General features: G+C 71.2%; 18 protein-coding genes. 11 read left to right on the top strand and 7 right to left on the bottom strand.

From position 1 onward, the window contains the following. Positions 1–147: 147 nt before the first annotated feature. The gene (locus HN013_RS04455; RefSeq protein ID WP_398978399.1) at positions 148–1,092 is read right to left on the bottom strand and encodes an RNA polymerase sigma factor SigF; all 945 of its coding nucleotides are present in this window, start codon (positions 1,090–1,092) and stop codon (positions 148–150) included. A 252-nt stretch (positions 1,093–1,344) separates the two neighbouring features. On the opposite strand from HN013_RS04455, the gene HN013_RS04450 reads away from it, so the two are divergent. Both HN013_RS04450 and HN013_RS04445 read left to right on the top strand, forming a co-directional pair. Continuing rightward, entirely contained in the window at positions 1,345–1,734 is a 390-nt protein-coding gene (locus HN013_RS04450; RefSeq protein WP_171163153.1) for an STAS domain-containing protein, read from the top strand. A 147-nt stretch (positions 1,735–1,881) separates the two neighbouring features. After that, positions 1,882–2,388 carry an ATP-binding protein gene (locus tag HN013_RS04445; RefSeq protein WP_171163152.1) on the top strand — a complete coding sequence of 169 codons (507 nt, stop codon included), beginning with the start codon at positions 1,882–1,884 and terminating at the stop codon, positions 2,386–2,388. A gap of 421 nt (positions 2,389–2,809) precedes the next feature. Here the strand turns inward: HN013_RS04445 and HN013_RS04440 are convergent, their stop codons facing one another. After that, on the bottom strand, positions 2,810–4,342 hold the full coding sequence (locus HN013_RS04440) for a peptide MFS transporter (protein WP_171163151.1): 1,533 nt from the start codon (positions 4,340–4,342) through the stop codon (positions 2,810–2,812). Positions 4,343–4,810: 468 nt separating this feature from the next. Between HN013_RS04440 and HN013_RS04435 the strand changes: the two genes are divergently transcribed. Further along, on the top strand, positions 4,811–5,491 hold the full coding sequence (locus tag HN013_RS04435; protein ID WP_004952297.1) for a response regulator transcription factor: 681 nt from the start codon (positions 4,811–4,813) through the stop codon (positions 5,489–5,491). Positions 5,492–5,536: 45 nt separating this feature from the next. After that, positions 5,537–6,793: a HAMP domain-containing histidine kinase gene (locus tag HN013_RS04430; protein WP_171163149.1), complete on the top strand. Its 1,257-nt coding sequence runs from the start codon at positions 5,537–5,539 to the stop codon at positions 6,791–6,793. 66 nt (positions 6,794–6,859) lie between these two features. Here HN013_RS04430 and HN013_RS04425 read toward each other — a convergent pair whose 3' ends face one another. Then, a complete protein-coding gene (locus tag HN013_RS04425; protein WP_171163147.1) occupies positions 6,860–7,375 on the bottom strand; it encodes a GtrA family protein in 516 nt (171 codons plus the stop codon). A gap of 252 nt (positions 7,376–7,627) precedes the next feature. Between HN013_RS04425 and HN013_RS04420 the strand changes: the two genes are divergently transcribed. From HN013_RS04420 to HN013_RS04410, 3 genes are read left to right on the top strand one after another with little or no spacing between them, the layout of a single operon-like run. Then, the gene (locus HN013_RS04420; RefSeq protein WP_171163315.1) at positions 7,628–8,746 is read left to right on the top strand and encodes a 5-(carboxyamino)imidazole ribonucleotide synthase; all 1,119 of its coding nucleotides are present in this window, start codon (positions 7,628–7,630) and stop codon (positions 8,744–8,746) included. Continuing rightward, the gene (purE, locus tag HN013_RS04415) at positions 8,743–9,279 is read left to right on the top strand and encodes a 5-(carboxyamino)imidazole ribonucleotide mutase (RefSeq protein WP_171163144.1); all 537 of its coding nucleotides are present in this window, start codon (positions 8,743–8,745) and stop codon (positions 9,277–9,279) included. The genes HN013_RS04420 and purE overlap by 4 nt, the downstream gene beginning before the upstream one ends. An 8-nt stretch (positions 9,280–9,287) precedes the next feature. Further along, positions 9,288–10,475 carry a dipeptidase gene (locus HN013_RS04410; protein WP_171163142.1) on the top strand — a complete coding sequence of 396 codons (1,188 nt, stop codon included), beginning with the start codon at positions 9,288–9,290 and terminating at the stop codon, positions 10,473–10,475. A gap of 193 nt (positions 10,476–10,668) precedes the next feature. Here HN013_RS04410 and HN013_RS04405 read toward each other — a convergent pair whose 3' ends face one another. Beyond that, positions 10,669–12,009, bottom strand: a complete 1,341-nt coding sequence (locus tag HN013_RS04405; protein ID WP_171163140.1) for a UDP-glucose/GDP-mannose dehydrogenase family protein — start codon at positions 12,007–12,009, stop codon at positions 10,669–10,671. A 175-nt stretch (positions 12,010–12,184) separates the two neighbouring features. On the opposite strand from HN013_RS04405, the gene HN013_RS04400 reads away from it, so the two are divergent. Continuing rightward, positions 12,185–13,342 (top strand): acyl-CoA dehydrogenase, encoded by a 1,158-nt coding sequence (locus HN013_RS04400; protein WP_171163138.1) that lies wholly within the window; start codon positions 12,185–12,187, stop codon positions 13,340–13,342. Between the two features lie 178 nt (positions 13,343–13,520). Further along, a complete protein-coding gene (locus tag HN013_RS04395) occupies positions 13,521–14,309 on the top strand; it encodes a VOC family protein (RefSeq protein WP_171163136.1) in 789 nt (262 codons plus the stop codon). Positions 14,310–14,376: 67 nt separating this feature from the next. On the opposite strand, the gene HN013_RS04390 is transcribed toward HN013_RS04395, so the two are convergent. Then, on the bottom strand, positions 14,377–15,636 hold the full coding sequence (locus HN013_RS04390; RefSeq protein WP_171163134.1) for an LCP family protein: 1,260 nt from the start codon (positions 15,634–15,636) through the stop codon (positions 14,377–14,379). A gap of 120 nt (positions 15,637–15,756) precedes the next feature. Between HN013_RS04390 and HN013_RS04385 the strand changes: the two genes are divergently transcribed. After that, positions 15,757–16,314, top strand: a complete 558-nt coding sequence (locus HN013_RS04385; RefSeq protein WP_171163133.1) for an acyl-CoA thioesterase — start codon at positions 15,757–15,759, stop codon at positions 16,312–16,314. 44 nt (positions 16,315–16,358) lie between these two features. On the opposite strand, the gene HN013_RS32650 is transcribed toward HN013_RS04385, so the two are convergent. Then, a complete protein-coding gene (locus tag HN013_RS32650; RefSeq protein ID WP_312018496.1) occupies positions 16,359–17,975 on the bottom strand; it encodes an LCP family protein in 1,617 nt (538 codons plus the stop codon). Between the two features lie 199 nt (positions 17,976–18,174). Between HN013_RS32650 and HN013_RS04375 the strand changes: the two genes are divergently transcribed. Further along, positions 18,175–19,203 carry a glycosyltransferase family 2 protein gene (locus tag HN013_RS04375; RefSeq protein WP_171163131.1) on the top strand — a complete coding sequence of 343 codons (1,029 nt, stop codon included), beginning with the start codon at positions 18,175–18,177 and terminating at the stop codon, positions 19,201–19,203. 65 nt (positions 19,204–19,268) lie between these two features. Here HN013_RS04375 and HN013_RS04370 read toward each other — a convergent pair whose 3' ends face one another. Beyond that, positions 19,269–21,050, bottom strand: a complete 1,782-nt coding sequence (locus HN013_RS04370; protein WP_171163129.1) for an LCP family protein — start codon at positions 21,048–21,050, stop codon at positions 19,269–19,271. Positions 21,051–21,105: the final 55 nt, after the last annotated feature.

Below are 21,105 nucleotides of genomic sequence, written 5' to 3'. Positions count from 1 at the left end.
CCGCCGGACGAGCGGCCGCTACATCCTTCGACGGACCGCCCGCGCCGAGGAGCAGGGCAGCGGCGAGCCGGCGGCGGACACGGCGACGGTGCGCCGCGCGGACGTTCCGCGGGGCGCACCGTGGACACCGAGGCGGCCGGGCCCGGTCTAGTCGTCGCTCAGCAGCCCGCGGCGGAGCTTCACCAGCGTGCGGGAGAGCAGCCGGGACACGTGCATCTGCGAGATGCCCAGCTCCTCGCCGATCTCCGACTGGGTCATGTTCCCGACGAACCGCAGGGAGAGGATCTTCCGGTCCCGCGGCGCGAGTTCGGCGATCAGCGGCTTCAGGGACTCGACGTACTCGACGCCTTCGAGGTCGTGGTCCTCGTAACCGATGCGGTCGGAGAGGGTGCCCTCGTTGTCGGACTCCTCGGCGGGCGCGTCCAGCGAGCTCGCGGTGTACGCGTTGCTCGCTCCCATGCCCTCCACGACCTCCTCCTCGGAGAGGCCCAGGTGCTCGGCGAGTTCGCCGACGGTGGGGGAGCGGTCGAGGCGCTGGGCGAGTTCGTCGCCCGCCTTGGCCAGGGCGAGACGGAGCTCCTGGAGCCGGCGCGGGACGCGCACCGACCAGCTGGTGTCCCGGAAGAAGCGCTTGATCTCGCCGATGATCGTCGGCATCGCGAAGGTCGGGAACTCGACGCCGCGGCTGAGCTCGAAGCGGTCGATGGCCTTGATGAGGCCGATCGTGCCGACCTGGATGATGTCCTCCATCGGTTCGCTGCGGGTGCGGAACCGGGAGGCGGCGAACTTGACGAGCGCCAGATTCAGTTCGACCAGGGTGTTGCGCACGTACGCGTATTCGTGCGTACCTTCCTCAAGGGATTCGAGGCGTGCGAAAAGGGTCTTGGACAGGGCCCGCGCGTCAACCGCTTCCACCTCGTCGTAAGGGGGAATGTCGGGGAGGGGCGGGATTGCCGACGAGGCGGTCTCCACCGTCCCGGAAGAGACGGTCTCCGCGGAGTACCGGGGAGCGGTCTCCAGGGACTCCAGGGAAACAGACTCCAAGGACTCCAGGGAAACAGGGGAACGCGATTCGTCGAGCCGGGGTGACATGGTCTCCTCCATCGTTCTCGGCATATGGCCGCCGGTGCCTTGAGCTCGTGCTGCGGTTTGCGGCGCCTCCGGGCCGTCCGTGGTGGGTGATGTCTTCCTCTAGCCGTACCGGTCTTTACCTATGCTTGGCAAGTCCCGATTGTCCGTATTTGCTGAGGAATGACGGTTGTTCGACTTTCCGCGCGCGTAGGGAACGCGTAGGGTTTCCGCTGTCCTGAGCGGGCAGGCAGGGCACGGGCACACCATGAAGGGATGCGCGATGGAATGCGGAGATACCAGGGAAAAGGTGTCGGAGTCGTGAGCGGGGCCCGGCTACGGGTGGAGGTCCGGCGACACGGTACGAGCGCGGTCGTGAAACCGAGAGGTGAGCTCGATCACCATACGGCCGATCTGCTGCGTGAACCGCTGGAAAGCTGTGCCGAGGAGGTCGGCGCGCGCGTCGTCGTCGACTGCTCGGATCTGGAATTCTGCGATTCCACCGGACTCAACGTGCTTCTCGGCGCCCGGCTGAAGGCCGAGGCCGGGGGCGGTTCCGTCCATCTCGCCGCGATGCGACCGGTGGTGGCCCGGGTCTTCGAGATCACGGGCGCCGGCGCGGTCTTCGCGGTGCACGGCACGCTCGACGCGGCCCTCGCGGAGTGACGGTCGGGCCGCGGCGCGTTGTCCGGGTCACAGGGACCGTGCCGTAGGTGTTCACCGCGCGCGTCCGGGCAGGAGCCAGCTGACCGTTCTGTACGCGAAGACAGTTTCCCAACTTCTCAATCGGTGAATCGGTGAGGTGAAGCGCTGATGAGCACCACCCGGCCGTACCCGCCGGCGCCGGGCGATCCCGGCCCGGAGGCGCACGGCTCAGCCGCGGCCGAACCCGCCGAAGCGGCGCCACCGGGCCGACCGGCCCGCAGGCTCCACCTCGTCGGTGTCGGCGGCGCCGTGCCGTTGTCCCGTGACTTCACCCGCCAGGCGATGAAGGACTGGGGCTGGCTGCCCGCCGTCACGGCCGACCACCGCGCCGCCGCCGAGGACGTCCTGCTCGTGGTCTCGGAGCTCGTCACCAACGCCTGCCTGCACGCGGGCGGCCCGGCCGAGCTGCTCGTCACCCGGGGGTCCAAGGTGCTGCGGCTGGAGGTCTCCGACCTCGGTACCGGGGAGCCGGTGCCCCGCACCCCGCACCGCGCGGGCCGCCCCGGCGGACACGGCATGTTTATCGTGCAGCGGCTCTGCCTGGACTGGGGAGTCGTCCGGCACGACAACGGGGTGGGCAAGACGGTCTGGGCGGAGCTGGCCGCCCCCTCCTAGGCGGATGTACCGGCGTGCCCCGCACGCCTCCGCCCCTCCCGCACGGCCCCGGACCTTTTCGCCGGTGGCCGCTTTCGCGTGCCCGGGACGAGCCACAGGCCGCGGCCTTCCGGGGCCGTCCGGTTCCCCGCACGGCGCCCTGAGCACCCCCTTGAGCCCCGCCGGGCGCCCGGACGGACCGCCACCGGTCGCCCCCGCCCCCGTCCCGCGAGAGCCCCCGCAGAGCCCCGCGCCCCACCCCCGTCCCGACTCACCCCTTGAGCCGCCGCAGCGCCCGCACGCCTCACCGACCCCACCCGCAGGCGCCCGGCCCCACCCGCACGCCCTCCCCGTACACACGGGTGCCCCCGGCGCATCATCGCGCCGGGGGCACCCGTCGAGGCGGACGCGGCGGCCGCGTCCCTCCGTAGCTCAGCGCACGTCAGTGCACATCGCCCATGAGGCCCTCGATCTTCTTGCGGAAGGTCCAGATCGCGAGGCCCGCCAGGGCGGCGACCCCGGCCTCGGCCAGGATCACGCCGAAGCTGTTGACGTTCACTCCGGCCGTGGCCAGCAGGGTCATCACACAGTCACCGGCGGTCACGGCGAGGAACCAGACGCCCATCATCTGGCTCGCGTACTTCTGCGGCGCCATCTTGGTGGTGAGCGACAGACCGACCGGGGAGAGGCAGAGCTCACCGATGGTCTGGATCATGTAGATCATCAGCAGCCACATCGGGCTGACGGTCTTGCCGTCCACCGCCATGCTCATCGGGATGGCGAAGAGGACGAACGACGCGCCCGCGAGGAGCATCGCCGCCGCGAACTTCACCGTGGTGCTGGGCTCGCGCTTGCGGCGGGCCAGGGCGACCCACATCGCGGCGAAGACGGGGGCGATGATCATGACCCAGGCGGAGTTGACCGACTGGAACCAGGTCGACGGGAAGTGGAAGCCGAAGACGTTGTCCGTGGTCTTCTTCTCGGCGAAGGTCGACATCGTCGAGCCGGCCTGGTCGAAGATCATCCAGAACACGGCGGCGGCGACGAAGAACCAGATGTAGCCGGTGACCTTGGTCTGCTCGGTCGACGTCAGCTCCTTGTCCCGCTTGATCCGGCCCAGCACGAACACCGGGATGATCAGACCCATCAGGGCGATCGGGATCAGGGCCCAGTTGAGGGTGAAGTGACCCGTGCCGACCACGACGCCGTAGAAGACGGCCGCGATGGCGAGCCAGATCAGGCCCTTGCGGATCCAGGAGTTGCGCTCGGCGACCGTCAGCGGGGTCGGGACCTGGCTGCTCTTCGGGTCCAGGTTGCGGGTTCCGATGAGGAACATCGCCAGGCCCAGGCCCATGCCGACGGCGGCGATGGTGAAGCCCAGGTGCCAGTTGACCTTCTGGCCGACCGTGCCGATGACCAGCGGCGCGAGGAAACCACCGAGGTTGATGCCGATGTAGAACACCGTGAAGCCGCCGTCGCGGCGCGGGTCCTTCGGGCCGTTGTAGAGGTGGCCGACCATCGTGGAGATGTTGGCCTTCATCAGGCCGGAACCCACGGCGACCAGCGCCAGACCGGCGAAGAACGTCGGCTTGCCGGGCAGGGCCAGCATCAGGTGACCGGCCATGATCACGGAGGCCGCGATGGCGACCGTCTTGCGCGGGCCCCAGACGCGGTCGCCGAACCATCCGCCGGGCATGGCGAGCAGGTACACCATGGCGACATAGACGGAGTAGATGGCCACCGAGCTGGCCTCGGGCATCGCCAGGCCGCCGCCCTGGCTGCCGGGCTTGGCATCCGGGCCGCCGGCGATCAGGTAGACGACGAGGAGGGCGCGCATGCCGTAGTAGGAGAAGCGCTCCCACATCTCGGTCATGAACAGAGTGGCCAGGCCGCGGGGGTGGCCGAAGAAGGTCTTGCCGCCAGAGGCAGGAGCGGTGTCCTGCGCGGCCGACTCCTTCGTCAGGCTGGACGCCATGGTCGATCCTTGGGTTCCGAGGACGCGCGCCGAGCTCTTGCGCGCCCGTGTGGGGGTAGGCCGGCACCGGATACCGCACCGCCCGCCCCCAGGCCCTTGGGGTTCGGTTCCCTCCCTGGGGGGACCGGCAGGGCAGCCGTACACCGGGATCCACGCCCCCGCGCCCCTTCGCGCGGCGGACCCGGCCGACAGGTCGTTCACTGTTCACACAGGACTGGCGTACCCGCCCTGCGTACGGAAGAGACCTCCGGCGCGCTACTGCCGAGCCGAAGGTCTCCCACGCTGGTACAGACTTCTCGTAACCATACGTCACACCCCGCCCGCATATGGAAGGAGTTGAGACGGGGATCACAGAAGCGGACGGAACCATTCGGCTCCCGTCCGATGTGTCAGTTCCTCCTGCCCACCACGCGTCCCGGTGCCCGGAGTGCGCTCTGACGTGCGCCCGAGCGGACTACCATCACCTGCATGACCCGAGTACTGCTCGCCGAGGATGACGCGTCCATCTCGGAGCCGCTCGCACGCGCGCTGCGCCGCGAGGGGTATGAGGTGGAGGTGCGCGAAGACGGTCCCACAGCGCTCGCCGCGGGGATCAAGGGAGACGTCGACCTGCTCGTCCTCGACCTCGGGTTGCCCGGAATGGACGGACTGGAGGTCTGCCGGCGGCTGCGCACCGAGGGTCACGGCTTCCCGGTGCTGGTGCTCACCGCCCGGGCCGACGAGGTCGACACCGTGGTCGGGCTGGACGCCGGCGCCGACGACTACGTCACCAAGCCCTTCCGCCTCGCCGAACTGCTCGCCCGCGTCCGGGCCCTGCTGCGGCGCGGCGCCGCCGAGTCCCCCCAGCAGGGGACGGCCACCCACGGCGTCCGGATCGACGTCGAGTCGCACCGCGCCTGGATGGGCGACGAGGAACTGCAGCTCACGGCCAAGGAGTTCGACCTGCTCCGGGTGCTGGTCCGGGACGCGGGCCGGGTCGTCACCCGCGACCAGCTGATGCGCGAGGTCTGGGACACCACGTGGTGGTCCTCCACCAAGACCCTCGACATGCACATCTCCTGGCTGCGCAAGAAACTCGGGGACGACGCGGCGAACCCGCGCTACATCGCCACCGTGCGCGGCGTCGGCTTCCGGTTCGAGAAGAACTAGCCGGCGGACCGGGGAACAACGGAACGACGAGCCGGAGAACGCACCGTGCGCCGCCGATTGATCAACTCCACGCTCGCCGTCGTCCTCGTCGTGATCGCGGTGTTCGGGATCTCGCTCGTCATCGTGGAGACCCGCACGATCGAGAGCAGCGCGCGGGAGAGCGTGCAGTCCGAGGCCGTGCGCCTGGTGAGCATCGTCGAGGGCCGGCTGGCCGGTGGCGAGCGCGTCGAGTCGGGGGTGCTGCGGGAGCAGATCACACTCGACCGGCACGTCCGGGTGGAGATCCCGGGCCGCGAGCCCATCGAGATCGGCACCCGCCCAGAGGGCGGCCTGATCACCTCGACCCAGACCGGCGAGCACGGTGAGACCGTCCGGGTGGAGGAGTCCCGCTCGGCCGTGAGCAAGGAGGTCGGGCGGACGCTGCTGGTGATCCTCGCGGTGGCCCTGTTGGCCGTCGTCGCCGCGGTCTTCCTCGCCGTCCGGCAGGCCAACCGGCTCACCGCCCCCCTCACCGACCTGGCCGAGACCGCCGAACGCCTCGGCTCCGGCGACCCCCGCCCCCGCCACCGCCGCTACGGCGTCCCCGAGCTGGACCGGGTCGCGGACGTGCTGGACGGGAGCGCCGAGCGCATCGCACGGATGCTCACGGCGGAGCGGCGGCTCGCGGCCGACGCCTCGCACCAGCTGCGCACGCCGCTGACCGCGCTGTCGATGCGGCTGGAGGAGATCACGCTCACCGACGACCCGGAGACGGTCAAGGAGGAGGCGACGATCGCCCTCACCCAGGTCGAGCGGCTCACCGACGTCGTCCAGCGGCTGCTGACCAACTCCCGGGACCCCAAAACGGGTTCCGCCGTCACCTTCGACCTCGACGAGGTCATCAAGCAGCAGCTGGAGGAGTGGCGGCCCGCCATCCGAGCGAGCGGCCGGGCCCTGGTCCGCTCCGGGAAGCAGGGGCTGCGCGCGGTGGGGACACCGGGCGCGGTCTCCCAGGTGATCGCGACGCTGATCGAGAACTCCCTGACCCACGGCGACGGCGCGGTGGCGCTGCGCACCCGTGTCACCGGCAACCAGGCGGTGGTGGAGGTCTCCGACGAGGGCCCCGGGGTGCCGTCGGACCTGGGCGCGCGGGTCTTCGAGCGCACGGTCAGCGGCCGGAACTCCACGGGGCTGGGGCTCGCCGTGGCCCGCGACCTCGCGGAGGCGGACGGGGGCCGGCTGGAGCTGCTCCAGCAGCGGCCGCCGGTGTTCGCGCTGTTCCTGAGCCGGGAGGCGGAGCGGGGGGAGCGGCTCCAGGTCTGATCAGGACTGATCAGTTCTGGGCGGGACCGAGTAGAACCGAGACAGGACTGGGAGCGCCCCGAGGGCCTACGACCGCGAGGACGCCCGGGCCCGCTGCGGCGGCACATCCGCCAGAAACGATTCAGCTGTCTCGACGGCCGCACGGGTCACGGGCAGCTGCCGGAACACCCATGTGCGGTACGACCAGAACCGGAACACCGTACCGATGCCGAGCCCGATCACGTTCTTGGCGACGTTGTCCGCCAGCGTGGACGTGAAGCCGAACCCGTAGTGCGACAGGGCCAGGATCCCGTTCTCGATCACCAGGCCCACCCCGCTGAACAGCAGGAACAGCGACAGCTCCCGGCTGCGGCGGCTCTTGTCGCAGTCCCGGTACGTCCAGTACCGGTTGCCGACGTAGTTGGCGGCGATCGCGACGCACGTGGCGATCACGCCGGAGCGGACCACGGCGAGTCCCGAGTGGGTGCAGATGTTGAAGACGATGGCATTGACCACGAAGCCGATGGCGCCGATGGCACCGAATTTGGCGACTTCGTGGACGAGCCGCTCCAGCCGGGAACGCACTGCGCGCCGTTGACTCATGAGTTCGTCAGGCTCCGTAAGGGATGGGCGGTCAGGGCGTGGGGAATTCCCCCATGCTGGCGTGGGGCAATTCCTCCATGCTAGCGAGCGTCACCCGGGTGCGGCCGGGGGACGGGGTGAATACCGGACGAACGCCCGCCGCCCCGGCCGTCAAGGCCCGGTGACGGGAGATCTTGGATGATCGTCCAAGGCCCGGCCGGCGCCGGTCGTGCGTACGGATACCCTGGGGGCGTGACGTTCCCGGTAGTCGGCATGGTCGGCGGCGGCCAGCTCGCCCGTATGACCCACGAGGCGGGCATCCCCCTCGGCATCAGATTCAAGCTGCTCAGTGACACTCCGCAGGATTCCGCGGCCCAGGTCGCGGGTGAGGTGGTCGTGGGGGATTACCGCGACCTCGACACCCTTCGTGCTTTCGCACAAGGCTGCGATGTGATCACCTTCGATCACGAGCACGTTCCGACCGAGCACCTACGGGCCCTGGAGGCCGACGGAATTCCCGTCCGCCCGGGGCCCGACGCGTTGGTGCACGCCCAGGACAAGGGGGTGATGCGGGCGAAGCTCACGGAGATCGGCGTCCCGTGCCCGCGCCACCGCATCGTGAAGGACCCGGCGGACGTCGAACGCTTCGCGGCGGAGGGCGACGGCTTTCCGGTCGTCCTCAAAACAGTGCGCGGCGGCTACGACGGCAAGGGCGTGTGGGTCGTCCGTGACGCCCGCGGGGCGGAGGAGCCCTTCCGCGCCGGGGTGCCCGTCCTCGCCGAGGAGAAGGTCGACTTCGTCCGCGAGCTCGCCGCCAACGTCGTCCGCTCCCCGCACGGCCAGGCCGTCTCGTACCCGGTCGTCGAGTCGATCCAGGTCGACGGCGTCTGCGACACGGTCATCGCCCCCGCGCCCGGTCTGTCGCCCGAGCTGTCCGCCCACGCGCAGCGGCTCGCCCTGCGGATCGCCCAGGAGCTCGGTGTCGTCGGCCACCTCGCCGTCGAGCTGTTCGAGACCCCGGACGGCCGGGTCCTCGTCAACGAGCTGGCGATGCGCCCGCACAACTCCGGCCACTGGACCCAGGACGGCGCGGTCACCTCGCAGTTCGCCAACCACGTCCGGGCCGTACTGGACCTGCCCCTCGGCGATCCGCGCCCGCGCGCCCCGTGGACCGTCATGGCCAATGTTCTCGGCGGCGACTATCCGGACATGTATTCCGCGTACCTCCATTGCATGGCACGCGACCCGGGCCTGAAGATCCATATGTACGGCAAGGACGTCAAGCCCGGTCGCAAGGTCGGACACGTCAACACCTACGGCGACGACCTGGCGGACGTGCGCGAGCGCGCCGCCCACGCCGCCGGATACCTGCGAGGAACGATCACGGAATGAGCAGTTCCCCCGGCGCCCCCGTCGTCGGCATCGTCATGGGCTCCGACTCCGACTGGCCCGTCATGGAGGCCGCCGCCCAGGCGCTCGCCGAGTTCGAGGTCCCCCACGAGGTCGACGTCGTCTCCGCGCACCGCATGCCCCGCGAGATGGTCGCCTACGGGGAGCGGGCGGCCGACCGCGGCCTCAAGGCGATCATCGCGGGTGCCGGCGGCGCCGCCCACCTGCCCGGCATGCTGGCGTCCGTCACCACCCTGCCGGTGATCGGCGTGCCCGTGCCGCTGAAGTACCTGGACGGCATGGACTCCCTGCTGTCCATCGTGCAGATGCCGGCCGGAGTGCCCGTCGCCACCGTCTCCGTCGGCGGCGCCCGCAACGCCGGGCTGCTCGCCGTCCGTATGCTGGCCGCCCACGACGGCGAACTGCGGTCCCGGATGCGGCAGTTCCAGGAAGAGCTCAACGAGCAGGCGACGGACAAGGGACGCCGCCTGCGCGCCAAGGTCCAGGGCACCACCGGCTTCGGATTCGGGAAGTAGGGAACGCGATGGAACCGCTCGACCGCGCCCGCGAACTACTGGCCGCCCACCCCGTCGTCGACGGGCACAACGACCTCCCCTGGGCCCTGCGCGAGCAGGTCTCCTACGACCTGGACCGCCGCGACATCGCCACCGACCAGAGCGCCGCCGGCCTGCACACCGACCTGCCGCGGCTGCGCGCGGGCGGCGTGGGGGCCCAGTTCTGGTCCGTGTACGTGCGCAGCGACATGGCCGGCGACGACGCGGTGAGCGCCACCCTCGAACAGATCGACATCGTCCACCAGCTCATCGACCGCCACCCGGCGGACCTGCGGCTCGCCCGCACCGCCGACGACATGGAGGCCGCCCGCTCCGAGGGACGCATCGCCTCCCTGATGGGCGCCGAGGGCGGCCACAGCATCAACTGCTCGCTCGCCACGCTGCGCGCGTTCCACGCGCTGGGCGTCCGCTATATGACCCTCACCCACAACGACAACATCCCGTGGGCGGACTCCGCGACGGACGAGCCGCGGGCCGGCGGCCTCACCCGCTTCGGCGAGGAGGTCGTCCGTGAGATGAACCGCCTCGGCATGCTCGTCGACCTCTCGCACGTCTCCGCCGACACCATGCGGGACGCCCTGCGCGTCAGCGAGGCGCCCGTGATCTTCTCGCACTCCTCGGCCCGCGCCGTCTGCGACCACCCGCGCAACGTCCCCGACGACGTCCTCGCCTCGCTCGCCGCCAACGGCGGCGTCGCCATGGTGACCTTCGTCCCCAAGTTCGTCCTCCCCGAGGCCGTGGCCTGGACCCGCGCCGCCGACGACAACATGCGCGCCCACGGCTTCCACCCCCTCGACACCACCCCCGACGCCATGGCCGTCCACCAGTCCTACGAAGCCGGCCACCCCCGCCCCCTCGCCACCTCCGCCACCGTCGCCGACCACCTCGACCACATGCGCGAGGTCGCCGGCGTCGATCACATCGGCATCGGCGGCGACTACGACGGGACGGCCTTCACGCCGTCCGACCTGGCCGATGTCTCCGGCTACCCGCATCTGATCGCGGAGCTGCTGCGCCGTGGGTGGTCGGATGCGGACCTCGCGAAGCTGACGTGGAAGAACGCGGTGCGGGTGCTGGGGGACGCGGAGGCGGTGGCGCGGGATGTCGCGGCCAAGCGGGGGCCTTCGGTGGCGACGATCGGGCAGCTGGACGGTTGAGGGGCCCCGATCCCTCCCTTTCACCGTTTCCCGGGGCTCTGCCCCGGACCCCGGCATCGCGGCTTCGCCGCGAGATCCTCAATCGCCGGACGGGCTGGTTGTCGCGCCCGGGGGTGCGGGGCCCGCCCCGCAAGAAACGGTGAAATGGGGGTGCCCCCTCTGGGGGAGGGACCGGGGCAAACCCCCTCCGGGTCTAAGCCCGCGGCCGCCCCATCGCCCGGAACTCCCACCCCGCCGACCGCCACACCTCGGCGGACAGCGCGTTACGACCATCGAGCACCCGCCGATGCCCCACCACAGCACCGAGCACCGCAGGATCCAGCTCCCGGAACTCCGCCCACTCGGTCAGATGCAGCACCACATGCGCCCCCCGGCACGCCTCCACCGCACTGGACGCATACGCCAGCGTGGGAAAGAGGCGCCGGGCGTTCTCCATCCCCTTGGGGTCGTAGACAGTGACCTGACCGCCCTGCAAATGGATCTGCCCCGCCACATTGAGCGCGGGCGAGTCCCGGACATCGTCGGAGTCCGGCTTGAACGTCGCACCGAGCACGGCCACCCGCTGCCCCAGGAAGCTCCCCCCGACCGTCTCACGGGCGAGCTCGACCATGTGCCCGCGCCGGCGCATGTTGATGGAGTCGACCTCACGGAGGAAGGTCAGCGCCTGATCGACGCCGAGTTCACCGGCGCGGGACATGAAGGCGCGGATGTCCTTGGGGAGGCAGCCGCCGCCGAAGCCGATGCCGGCCCGCAGGAACTTCTTCCCGATCCGCTCGTCGTGCCCTATGGCCTCGGCCAGCTTGACCACGTCGCCGTCGGCCGCCTCGCAGACCTCCGCCATGGCGTTGATGAAGGAGATCTTCGTCGCCAGGAAGGAGTTGGCGGCGGTCTTCACCAGCTCGGCGGTCGGGAAGTCGGTGACGACGAACGGCGAACCCTCGCCGACCGGCGTCGCGTACACCTCGCGGAGCACCTTCTCCGCGCGCTCGCCCTCGACGCCGACGACGATGCGGTCCGGGTGGAGGGTGTCCTGGACGGCGAAGCCCTCGCGCAGGAACTCCGGGTTCCAGGCGAGCTCCACCTCGGCACCGGCGGGGGCGAGTTCGGCGATCTTCCGGGCGAGCCGGGACGCGCTGCCGACGGGGACGGTCGACTTGCCGACGACCAGCGCCGGGCGCCGCAGCAGGGGGGCGAGCGAGGCCACGGCGGAGTCGACGTAGGACATGTCGCACGCGTACTCGCCGTGCTTCTGCGGGGTGTTCACGCAGATGAAGTGGACGTCGCCGAACTCGGCGACCTCCTCCCAGGAGGTGGTGAAGCGCAGCCGCCCGCTCGAACCCTCCAGCCCCGCGACGTGTTTGCGCAGCAGCTCCTCCAGCCCCGGCTCGTACATCGGGACCTCGGCGCGGCCGAGCATCTCGATCTTCTCGGGGAGCACGTCCAGGCCCAGCACCTCGAACCCGAGCTCGGCCATGGCCGCTGCGTGGGTGGCGCCGAGATAGCCGGTGCCGATCACGGTGATCTTGGGGGCCATGCGTGCTCCAGTTACGTACGGGCGTGCTGAGTGCGTGGCCCGAGCATAGTCCGGGGCCGTCCCGGGAAGATTCCGGGAGATCCGCCGCTGTCGGCAAGCTCACGTATACCCGGCCGGGCCGAGGCCCCTAGAATCGCGGTTACTAAACGGTAGTTAACGCTCTTGGGAGTTCGCCTTGGCGGGAAACAAGGACTTCGACCTGTACCGGCCGTCCGAGGAGCACGACGAGCTCCGCAAGGTCGTTCGCTCGCTTGCCGAGGCGAAGATCGCGCCGTTCGCCGCGGAGGTGGACGAGGAGGGGCGCTTCCCGCAGGAAGCCCTCGACGCGCTGGTCTCGGCCGATCTGCACGCGGTGCACGTGCCGGAGGAGTTCGGCGGCGCCGGTGCCGACGCGCTCGCGACGGTGATCGTCATCGAGGAGGTGGCCCGGGTGTGCGCCTCCTCCTCCCTCATCCCCGCGGTCAACAAGCTCGGCTCGCTGCCGGTCGCGCTGTCCGGCTCGGAGGAGCTCAAGAAGCGGTACCTGAGCCCGCTCGCCAAGGGCGACGCGATGTTCTCGTACTGCCTCAGCGAGCCCGACGCCGGCTCGGACGCCGCCGGTATGAAGACGCGCGCCGTCCGCGACGGCGACTTCTACGTCCTCAACGGCGTCAAGCGGTGGATCACCAACGCCGGCGTCAGCGAGTACTACACGGTCATGGCCGTGACCGACCCGGAGAAGCGCTCCAAGGGCATCTCCGCCTTCGTCGTCGAGAAGTCCGACGAGGGCGTCTCCTTCGGCGCCCCCGAGAAGAAGCTCGGCATCAAGGGCTCCCCGACGCGCGAGGTCTACCTCGACAACGTCCGCATCCCCGCCGACCGCATGATCGGCGAGGAGGGCACGGGCTTCGCCACGGCGATGAAGACCCTGGACCACACCCGCATCACCATCGCGGCCCAGGCCCTCGGCATCGCGCAGGGCGCCCTCGACTACGCCAAGGAGTACGTCAAGGAGCGCAAGCAGTTCGGCAAGCCCATCGGCGACTTCCAGGGCATCCAGTTCATGCTCGCCGACATGGCCATGAAGCTGGAGGCCGCCCGCCAGCTCACCTACACCGCCGCCGCCAAGTCCGAGCGCCTCGACGCCGACCTCACCTTCTACGGCGCCGCTGCCAAGTGCTTCGCCTCCGACGCCGCCATGGACATCACCACGGACGCCGTCCAGCTCCTCGGCGGCTACGGCTACACGCGCGACTACCCGCTGGAGCGCATGATGCGCGACGCGAAGATCACGCAAATCTACGAGGGCACGAACCAGGTCCAGCGCATCGTCATGGCGAGGAACCTGCCGTAACACCGGCCGACGGACGGGCGCCGCGTCTCACACCCCGCAGGGGCACGTGAGGCGCGGCGCCCGTCGTTTCGGGGAACAGGCCACGACCGCCCCTCCCGCCCCGGTGGCGCCCCCGCCCGCCACCCCCCACCCTGGACTGGAGCCCTCGGGGGACCTCAGTGCGCCAGGAGGCGATGTCATGCCCGAGGTACGCGAACCGTATGCGCCCGGCACTCCCTGCTGGGTCGATCTCATGGCCCCCGACCAGCGGGCGGCACTCGACTTCTACGGGGATCTGTTCGGCTGGCAGGGCGAGCCGGGGCCGCCCGAGACGGGCGGGTACGCGGTGTGCACGCTCGACGGGAGGGCCGTGGCCGGGATCGGGCCGACGATGGAGCCGGAGGGGCAGCCTCCGCCGACCACGGCGTGGACGACGTATGTGGCGGTGGACGATGTGGACGCCGCGACGGGGGCGATCGGCGAGAAGAGCGGCCGGGTGCTCGTGCCCGGCATGGACGTGCTCACGTTCGGGCGGATGGCGGTCGTGGCCGACCCGGCGGACGCCGTGTTCGGGCTGTGGCAGGCCCGGGACTTCTTCGGGTGCGAGGTGGTCAACGAACCGGGCGCGGTGATCTGGAACGAGCTCAACACCGCCGATCCCGAGGGGGCCGGGACCTTCTACTCGGCGGCCCTGGGGATCGAGGCGACGCCCATGGACGAGGCGCCCGGATACTTCGCGCTGAAGGTGGACGGCCGGCCGGTCGGCGGAATGCAGGGGCTGGACAGGTTCCCGGAGGGGACGCCCTCGCACTGGCTGACGTACTTCGCGGTCGACGGGACGGACACCACGGTGGACGCCCTGGTCAGGGCGGGCGGCTCGGTGCTCGTCCCGCCGTTCGACATGGTGGCCGGCCGGATGTCCGTGGTCTCCGACCCGCAGGGCGGGATCTTCGCGGTCATCCAGGGGGCCGAGCCGGAGGCCGCCTGAGCGGCCGCCGGCCCGGGGCGGGGGGGGCTACGGCCCCGGGGCGGGGGCTACGGCCCCGGGGCGGGGGCTACGACACCGTCACCTTCTCGTCCTTCTTCAGCTCCGCGAAGAGCTGCTTGGACTTCACCGGGTCCCACTTCACCGCCGAGCCGTCCTCGCGCGTCGGCAGGTTCGCGTTCCCTATCGGTACCGTCATCTGCTTGCCGTCGCCGCCCGTGACGTCCTTCATCGCCCAGAACATGGAGGCCAGGTCCCACAGCTCCATGTCGTCGTCGACTATCAGCGTGTCGAGGCCGGAGCCGATCACCGGGTAGAGCGTGAACGGGTTGAGCACGGTGGACGGCGAGGCCGCCTGCTTGGCGAGGGTGTTCAGGAACTTCTGCTGGTTGCGCATCCGGCCCAGGTCCTGGTCGGCCTCCTGGTGGCGCTGGCGGACGAAGGCGAGCGACTGCTTGCCGTCCAGCGTCTGGCAGCCGGCCTTGAGGTCGGCGCCCGAGTCACGGTCCTTGACCGCCTTGTCCAGGCACATGTCGACACCGCCGAGCGAGTCGACCAGGTTGCGGAAGCCGCCGAAGCCGATCTCCGCGTAGTGGTCGATGCGCAGACCGGTGTTGTACTCGACCGTCCGCACCAGCAGCTCGGGGCCGCCGTCCGAGTACGCGCGGTTGAGCTTGTGGGTGGAGGCGGGGATCCGCTTGCCGGACTTCTGGCCGGTGAAGGCGGGGATGGTGACGTACGAGTCGCGCGGCAGGCTCAGCATGGTGGTGCCGTTGTCACCGGTGTGCAGGATCATCATCGAGTCGGTGCGCTTGCCGTCGGCCGACCCGGTGTGCAGGTCCTTCTTGTCCTCGTCGGTCAGGCCCTCACGGCTGTCGGAGCCGACGATCAGGTAGTTCGTGCCCCCGCCGGACGGCGGCCGGTCCTCGACCTTGCCGAGGTCGACCTCGCGGCGCAGCTTGGAGTCGGCCCAGAAGTAGGTGCTCACGGAGACCACCAGCACGACGGCGAGGAAGGCCAGCAGGCCGATCGTTATCCGTTTGCGCCAGTTCGGCCGCCCGGTGCGGGGCGCGCGCCCGGACGCGGGCGGCGGGCCGCCGGGGCCTCCGGAGCCCCCGGGCGGGACCGCGCCGCCGCCGCGCCCGTAGACCTGGCCCGTGTTGTAGCCGTCGTCGCGGTGACCACCGCCGGCGGGCGCCCCGTACTGCGGGGGAGGACCGCCGTGCTGCGCCCGCGGCACACCGCCGGCACCCTGGGGCCGGGGATGTCCGCTGCCGCTGCCGTACGGGTACCGGCGGTCGTTGTTCCGCACTTCGGGCCACTCGCTCATGAGGAGAAGTGTGCCCGCCTCCGCGGGGCGCACTGCCGGGTGGTACGAGATGGGGGCACGGCTGTTGCAGAGCTGATGCACAGGCGGCCCGGTGCGTGCGCCCCGCATACAGTGGGGTGCATGACCACTCAGGACCGGGCCCCCGAGTCCGGCACGGCCGGGATATCCGGCAAGCCGACTTCGGCCTCCCGCACGACGCTCTCCCACATCATGACCAGCAACGAGACCAACCTGCTCGGCACCGTGCACGGTGGCGTGATCATGAAACTGGTGGACGACGTCGCCGGGGCGGTCGCCGGGCGGCACTCCGGAGGTCCCGCCGTGACGGCCTCCATGGATGAGATGGCCTTCCTCGAACCCGTCAGGGTGGGCGACCTGGTTCATGTGAAAGCGCAGGTCAACTGGACCGGGCGGTCCTCCATGGAGATCGGCGTGCGGGTGCTCGCCGAGCGCTGGAACGAGTCGACGCCCGCCACTCAGGTCGGCAGCGCCTACCTTGTCTTCGCGGCCGTGGACGAGGACGGGAAGCCGCGGCCCGTACCGCCGGTGATCGCCGAGACCGAGAAGGACCGCCGGCGCTACCAGGAAGCGCAGATCCGGCGCACGCACCGGCTCGCGCGCCGCCGCGCGATCAAGGAACTGCGGATGAACCGGGCCGCGGAGGGCTTCGAGGACTGAGGGTTGTCCTCATAAAGAGCCCCGCATAAGGGGTTCCGGCCGTCTCACTCGTCGCACACCGCCCGGTCCCCGGTGATCACCTCGCCGCTCGCGCCGCCGCCCGCGCCCGTCTCCGGCCGCCCCGACGGCACGGCCGGCCCGGTCGGCCGCGCCGGTCGTACCGGCCGCACCCCCGCGAAGTCCGTGCCCAGCGTCACCTGCATCAGCGGCCCCTGCCCCGGCACCGCCCGGAGCCGGGCGCCCGGCAGGGCCGCCGCCAGTGAGCGGGCCGACCGGTCCCAGCGCGGGTCGAAGCCGATCACCGTGCGCAGGGCGGTCGGCGGCGGGATGTCGGCGGGCAGGCCGGTGGTGGCGAAGCCGGTGGCGTGCAGCGCCGTGTCGGCGTCCCGGCCGAGGCCCGGACGGCCGCTGCCGTTGAGGACCTGGACGTGGACCTGGTCGGGGGCCACCTCGACGGGCGGCGGCGCGGGCTGCGCGGGCGTTGACGGTACGGCCGGAGCGCCGTCCGGCCGTCCGGCGGACCCGGCAGCACCCACGGCATCGCCCGGCGTCGCCGCGGCCGGCGCCTTCCCGTCCCCGTCCTCGTCCTTGTTCCCATCCCCCGCCCGGCGCGGGCTCCGGAGGGCCAGCGGGCGGTCCTCGCGCAGGGCCTGGAAGAGCGGGGCGGCGGCGTTCTCGTCCCACTTCACGGTCGAGCCGAGCCCGGGCACGGGGAAGTCGACGGCCGCGATCGGTACCGAGGCGAACTCCGACGCGGCGGGCGTGAGGCCGCGCACCGCCCGGCCCAGCTCGACGAGCTCCGCCCCGCCGAAGCCGCGGTCCGCGCGGACCGAGCCCAGCAGGGCCGCGACGACCCGGCGGAACGCCGACGGGTCGAACAGCACCCCGCTGCTCGTCGTCCGCTGGAGCAGGGCGGCGACGAAGCGCTGCTGGCGGCGCATCCGGCCCAGGTCGGCGCTGGCGTCGACGTGCCGGGAGCGGACGTACTGGAGGGCCTGGCCGCCGCCCAGCGTGCTGCTGCCCGCGGGCAGGTCGAGCCCGCTGTGGTCGTCCCTGAGCGGTTCCTCCGTGCAGACCCGCACCCCGCCCACCAGGTCCACGGTCCGCATGAAGCCGGCGAAGTCGACCTCCAGGTAGTGGTCGACGTGCACCCCGGTCAGCTGCTCGACGGCGCGGACGGTCAGTCCGGGGCCGCCCTCCGCGTAGGCCGCGTTGAGCTTCTGCGGGTGGGCCGGGCGGAGGGCCCCGGAGGCGTCGGGGTGCTCGGGGAGGACGGTGTAGGTGTCGCGCGGCAGGCTGACGACGGTCACCCGGTCCCGGCCCTCGGAGAGGTGCACCAGCATCATCGTGTCGGTGCAGTGGCAGGGCTCGCCGCCCAGGTGGTAGCGGGTGCGCTCGTCCTCGGTGATGGCGTCGCGGCTGTCCGTCCCCACCAGCAGGACGGTGGTGCCGTGGCCCGTGCGGGGCCGGTGCGACAGCCCGGTGAAGGGGTCGACCCGGCCGATGCCCCGGTCGATGCCGTGCACCACCGCGTGCCCGGCGCCGCCGGCCACCAGGATGGCGAGAGCGAGTGCGGTGGCGATGCGCAGTCCCCAGCGGGGCCGGTGCGGGGCGCCGTGCCGCGCTCGGCGCGGGCGGCGGGGGCGGGCCGGTGCGAGCACTTCGGGACCTCCGCGACGAAATGAGGGGAGGGAACCGGGACACCATAGGTCAATACGATCAACGGTCCGCGGCTCCACGCCGTCCGCCGGGGCCCGGCCACCCGGGCGGCGCGGTGGTGCTTCGCCCGTTCGCGGTAACGTGACCGACGATTCCGTCCGCCGGGGGGTGAACCCCTGACCCCCGTACCCCCGAGGAACCATGCCAGAGCAGCAGCCGCCCGCCGTTTCCGTGATCATGCCGGTGCTCAACGAGGAGCGCCATCTGCGCACCGCCGTGCGGCACATCCTGGAGCAGGACTACGCCGGTGAGCTGGAGGTGGTGATCGCCCTCGGCCCGTCCACCGACCGCACCGACGAGATCGCCGCCGAGCTCGTCCGCGAGACCGCGTCCCACCACCGCGCCCGGGTGCACACGGTCCCGAACCCGACCGGCCGGACCCCCGCCGCCCTCAACGCGGCGATCAAGGCGTCGCGCCACCCGATCGTGGTGCGGGTGGACGGGCACGGGATGCTGTCGCCCGACTACATCGAGACGGCCGTGCGGCTGCTGGACGAGACGGGCGCGCAGAACGTCGGCGGCATCATGCACGCCGAGGGGGAGAACGACTGGGAGCGGGCCGTCGCCGCGGCCATGACCTCCAAGATCGGCGTGGGCAACGCGGCGTTCCACACGGGCGGCGCGGCGGGCGAGGCGGAGACCGTCTACCTGGGCGTCTTCCGGCGGCAGGCGCTGGAGCAGCAGGGCGGTTACAACGAGGAGTTCATCCGGGCCCAGGACTGGGAGCTGAACTTCCGGATCCGTGAGGCGGGCGGGCTGATCTGGTTCTCCCCCGAGCTCAAGGTCTCCTACCGGCCGCGGCCCTCCGTGCGGGCGCTCGCCAAGCAGTACAAGGACTACGGCCGCTGGCGGCACGTCGTCGCCCGCTTCCACAAGGGCTCCATCAACCTCCGTTACCTGGCCCCGCCGACCGCCGTGGCCGTCATCGCGGCCGGGCTCGTGGTGGGCGTCGCCGTCACGCCGTGGGCGCTGATCGTGCCGGGCGGCTACCTGGCGGCCATCGCGGCCGGCTCGGTCCCGGCGGGCAAGGGGCTGCCGCTGAAGGCCCGGCTCCAGATCCCGGTGGCGCTGGCGACGATGCATATGTCCTGGGGCTTCGGCTTCCTCACCAGCCCGCGCTCGCTCGCCCGGCGCGTCATCGCCAGCCGGCGCCCGGCGGTCAAGGCGTAGCGGACACCGGCGTACGCGCACAACGGGCCGCCTCCCTCACGGGGGCGGCCCGTTGCGTGCAGGCCTCAGAAGCGGTTGAGCGGGTTGACCTCCATGCACGCCGAGGCGTCGTCCCCGTTGAGCGGATCGGCGCTCTCCGGGGCCTTGTTGTCCTCGGGCCTGCCCTTGTCCCCGTCCCCGAGCCTGTCCTCGCCGTCCTTGTCACCCTTGTCGGCGGCCTGCTGCTCGGTGTTCTTCCCGGCGTCCTTCGCCCCCGCCCCGGGGTACGTCGTGCCCTTCCGCCAGTCCCCGCCGACCACCAGCGTCACCTGCTCCGCCGAGGGGGACAGCCGTACGGCGTCCTCCGGCAGCCCCAGCGCCTTGGCCACGGCCAGGGCGTCGGACCGCTGCGCCTGCTTCGGATAGGTGATCGTGGTGTCGGCCTGGGCGCGCGGGGTGGAGTCCGAGGTCGCCCTGGTGAAGCCCTGCTTGACGAGGTGCGAGGCGATGTCGGAGCCGCGGCCGGTGGCGGGCGGCAGGACGGCGGTGCCGGTGCCGTTGAAGACGGTGACGGCGATGTTGTTCCTGACGACCTTGGCGGAGTCCTTCGCCGTGCCCTTGGCGTCGGCGGGCTCGGGCTTCTTCTTGTCCTTGCCGTCCAGCGCGATGTCGTTGCGGACGAGGGAGAAGAGCTTGTCGGCGTCGCCCGGCTTGGGGATCACATGGGCGTCCGGGTTCCGCGGGTCCTGCACCCACGGCATGGTGGTCATGGTGATCCGGGCGGACGGCACCCGCTTGACGTCGTTCGTGAGGTCGTAGAGCTTCTTGACCGAGCCGAGGTCCTTGTCGACCGTGAGGGCCTTGGTGGCCGCCTCGGCGAGGTCGGTGAGCTGGCCGGGGTCGCTGAGCCGGCTGCCGGACTTGAGCTGACGGACCATCGCGTTCATATAGAGGTGCTGGGCGTGGGTCCGGCCGATGTCGCTGCCGTCCTCGAAGCCGTGCCGGGTGCGCAGCCACTGGAGGGCCTGCTCGCCCTTGATGGTGTGCGTGCCCTTCTCCAGCCGCAGCCCGGACTTGGTGTCGTGGATGTTGTTCTTCACACAGACCGGCACGCCGCCCACCGCGTCGGCCATGTTCACCACGCCCGCGAAGTCGATCATCATGAAGTGGTCGACGGGTATGCCGGTGAGCTCCTCCCAGGCGGCCACCGTGCAGCCCGGACCGCCGTTCTGGAGGCTGGTGTTGATGATCTGGCTGCGGGTCTCCTGGTAGACCTTCCCGTCGGCCGGATCGGTGCACTTGGGGATGGTCACGCGGGTGTCGCGGGGGACGCTGATGACCGACATGTTGCTGCGGTCGGCGGAGACGTGGAGCAGCATCTGGACGTCGGCGAGGGCCGGGCGGTCGGCGTCCTCGCGGGCGCCGCCGAGGTCCTGGTTCTCCTTGCTGTTCCGGCTGTCGGAGCCCAGGAGGAGGATGTTGAGCGGGCGCTGTCCCGCGGCGTTGGGGACGCTGCGGTCGAGCTGTTTGTCGCCGAGATTGAGCTTGCTCTTGCGGATGTTGCCGTTGAGGTGCCGGTAGTAGACGTAGCCCGCCGCCGACACCCCGAGGACGAGCACCGCGAGGCAGAGGGCGGTCCAGCGGGCTATTCGGACGCCGCGGCGGCGCGGCGGTCTGCCGCCGGCCTTGCCCGACGGTCCGGCTTTGTCCGACGGTCCGTCATCGTTGGACGACCCGTCACTTCCCTTGCCGTCCCCGCCCTTTCCCGCCTCGGAGGAGGCGTCCGCTCCGGGCGCCTCCTCCTTGCCGGTCCTGCCGTCGCCCCCGTTGTCGGCCTCTTCTTCCCCCCGTAGACCGTTGAGCCGCATCGGGCCTCCCCCTGAATGGTGCGCACGGCCCGCAGGGCAGGTGCGTCATACCTGG

This window comes from Streptomyces sp. I05A-00742 (genome assembly GCF_013055795.1).
Classification (GTDB): Bacteria; Actinomycetota; Actinomycetes; order Streptomycetales; family Streptomycetaceae; genus Streptomyces.
Note: the sequence above shows the minus strand (reverse complement) of the source record. Positions and strands in the feature narration are given on the sequence as shown.

What these genes read in the sequence shown, in the direction of transcription:
- HN013_RS04410 (WP_171163142.1), top strand. Translation starts at nt 9,288, where the DNA reads ATGGAACCGCTCGACCGCGCCCGCGAACTACTGGCCGCCCACCCCGTC.
- HN013_RS04445 (WP_171163152.1), top strand. Translation starts at nt 1,882, where the DNA reads ATGAGCACCACCCGGCCGTACCCGCCGGCGCCGGGCGATCCCGGCCCG.
- HN013_RS04425 (WP_171163147.1), bottom strand. Translation starts at nt 7,375, where the DNA reads ATGAGTCAACGGCGCGCAGTGCGTTCCCGGCTGGAGCGGCTCGTCCAC.
- HN013_RS04375 (WP_171163131.1), top strand. Translation starts at nt 18,175, where the DNA reads ATGCCAGAGCAGCAGCCGCCCGCCGTTTCCGTGATCATGCCGGTGCTC.
- HN013_RS04440 (WP_171163151.1), bottom strand. Translation starts at nt 4,342, where the DNA reads ATGGCGTCCAGCCTGACGAAGGAGTCGGCCGCGCAGGACACCGCTCCT.
- HN013_RS04405 (WP_171163140.1), bottom strand. Translation starts at nt 12,009, where the DNA reads ATGGCCCCCAAGATCACCGTGATCGGCACCGGCTATCTCGGCGCCACC.
- HN013_RS04420 (WP_171163315.1), top strand. Translation starts at nt 7,628, where the DNA reads ATGGTCGGCGGCGGCCAGCTCGCCCGTATGACCCACGAGGCGGGCATC.
- purE (WP_171163144.1), top strand. Translation starts at nt 8,743, where the DNA reads ATGAGCAGTTCCCCCGGCGCCCCCGTCGTCGGCATCGTCATGGGCTCC.
- HN013_RS04435 (WP_004952297.1), top strand. Translation starts at nt 4,811, where the DNA reads ATGACCCGAGTACTGCTCGCCGAGGATGACGCGTCCATCTCGGAGCCG.
- HN013_RS04390 (WP_171163134.1), bottom strand. Translation starts at nt 15,636, where the DNA reads ATGAGCGAGTGGCCCGAAGTGCGGAACAACGACCGCCGGTACCCGTAC.
- HN013_RS04385 (WP_171163133.1), top strand. Translation starts at nt 15,757, where the DNA reads ATGACCACTCAGGACCGGGCCCCCGAGTCCGGCACGGCCGGGATATCC.
- HN013_RS04455 (WP_398978399.1), bottom strand. Translation starts at nt 1,092, where the DNA reads ATGTCACCCCGGCTCGACGAATCGCGTTCCCCTGTTTCCCTGGAGTCC.
- HN013_RS04370 (WP_171163129.1), bottom strand. Translation starts at nt 21,050, where the DNA reads ATGCGGCTCAACGGTCTACGGGGGGAAGAAGAGGCCGACAACGGGGGC.
- HN013_RS04450 (WP_171163153.1), top strand. Translation starts at nt 1,345, where the DNA reads ATGCGCGATGGAATGCGGAGATACCAGGGAAAAGGTGTCGGAGTCGTG.
- HN013_RS04395 (WP_171163136.1), top strand. Translation starts at nt 13,521, where the DNA reads ATGCCCGAGGTACGCGAACCGTATGCGCCCGGCACTCCCTGCTGGGTC.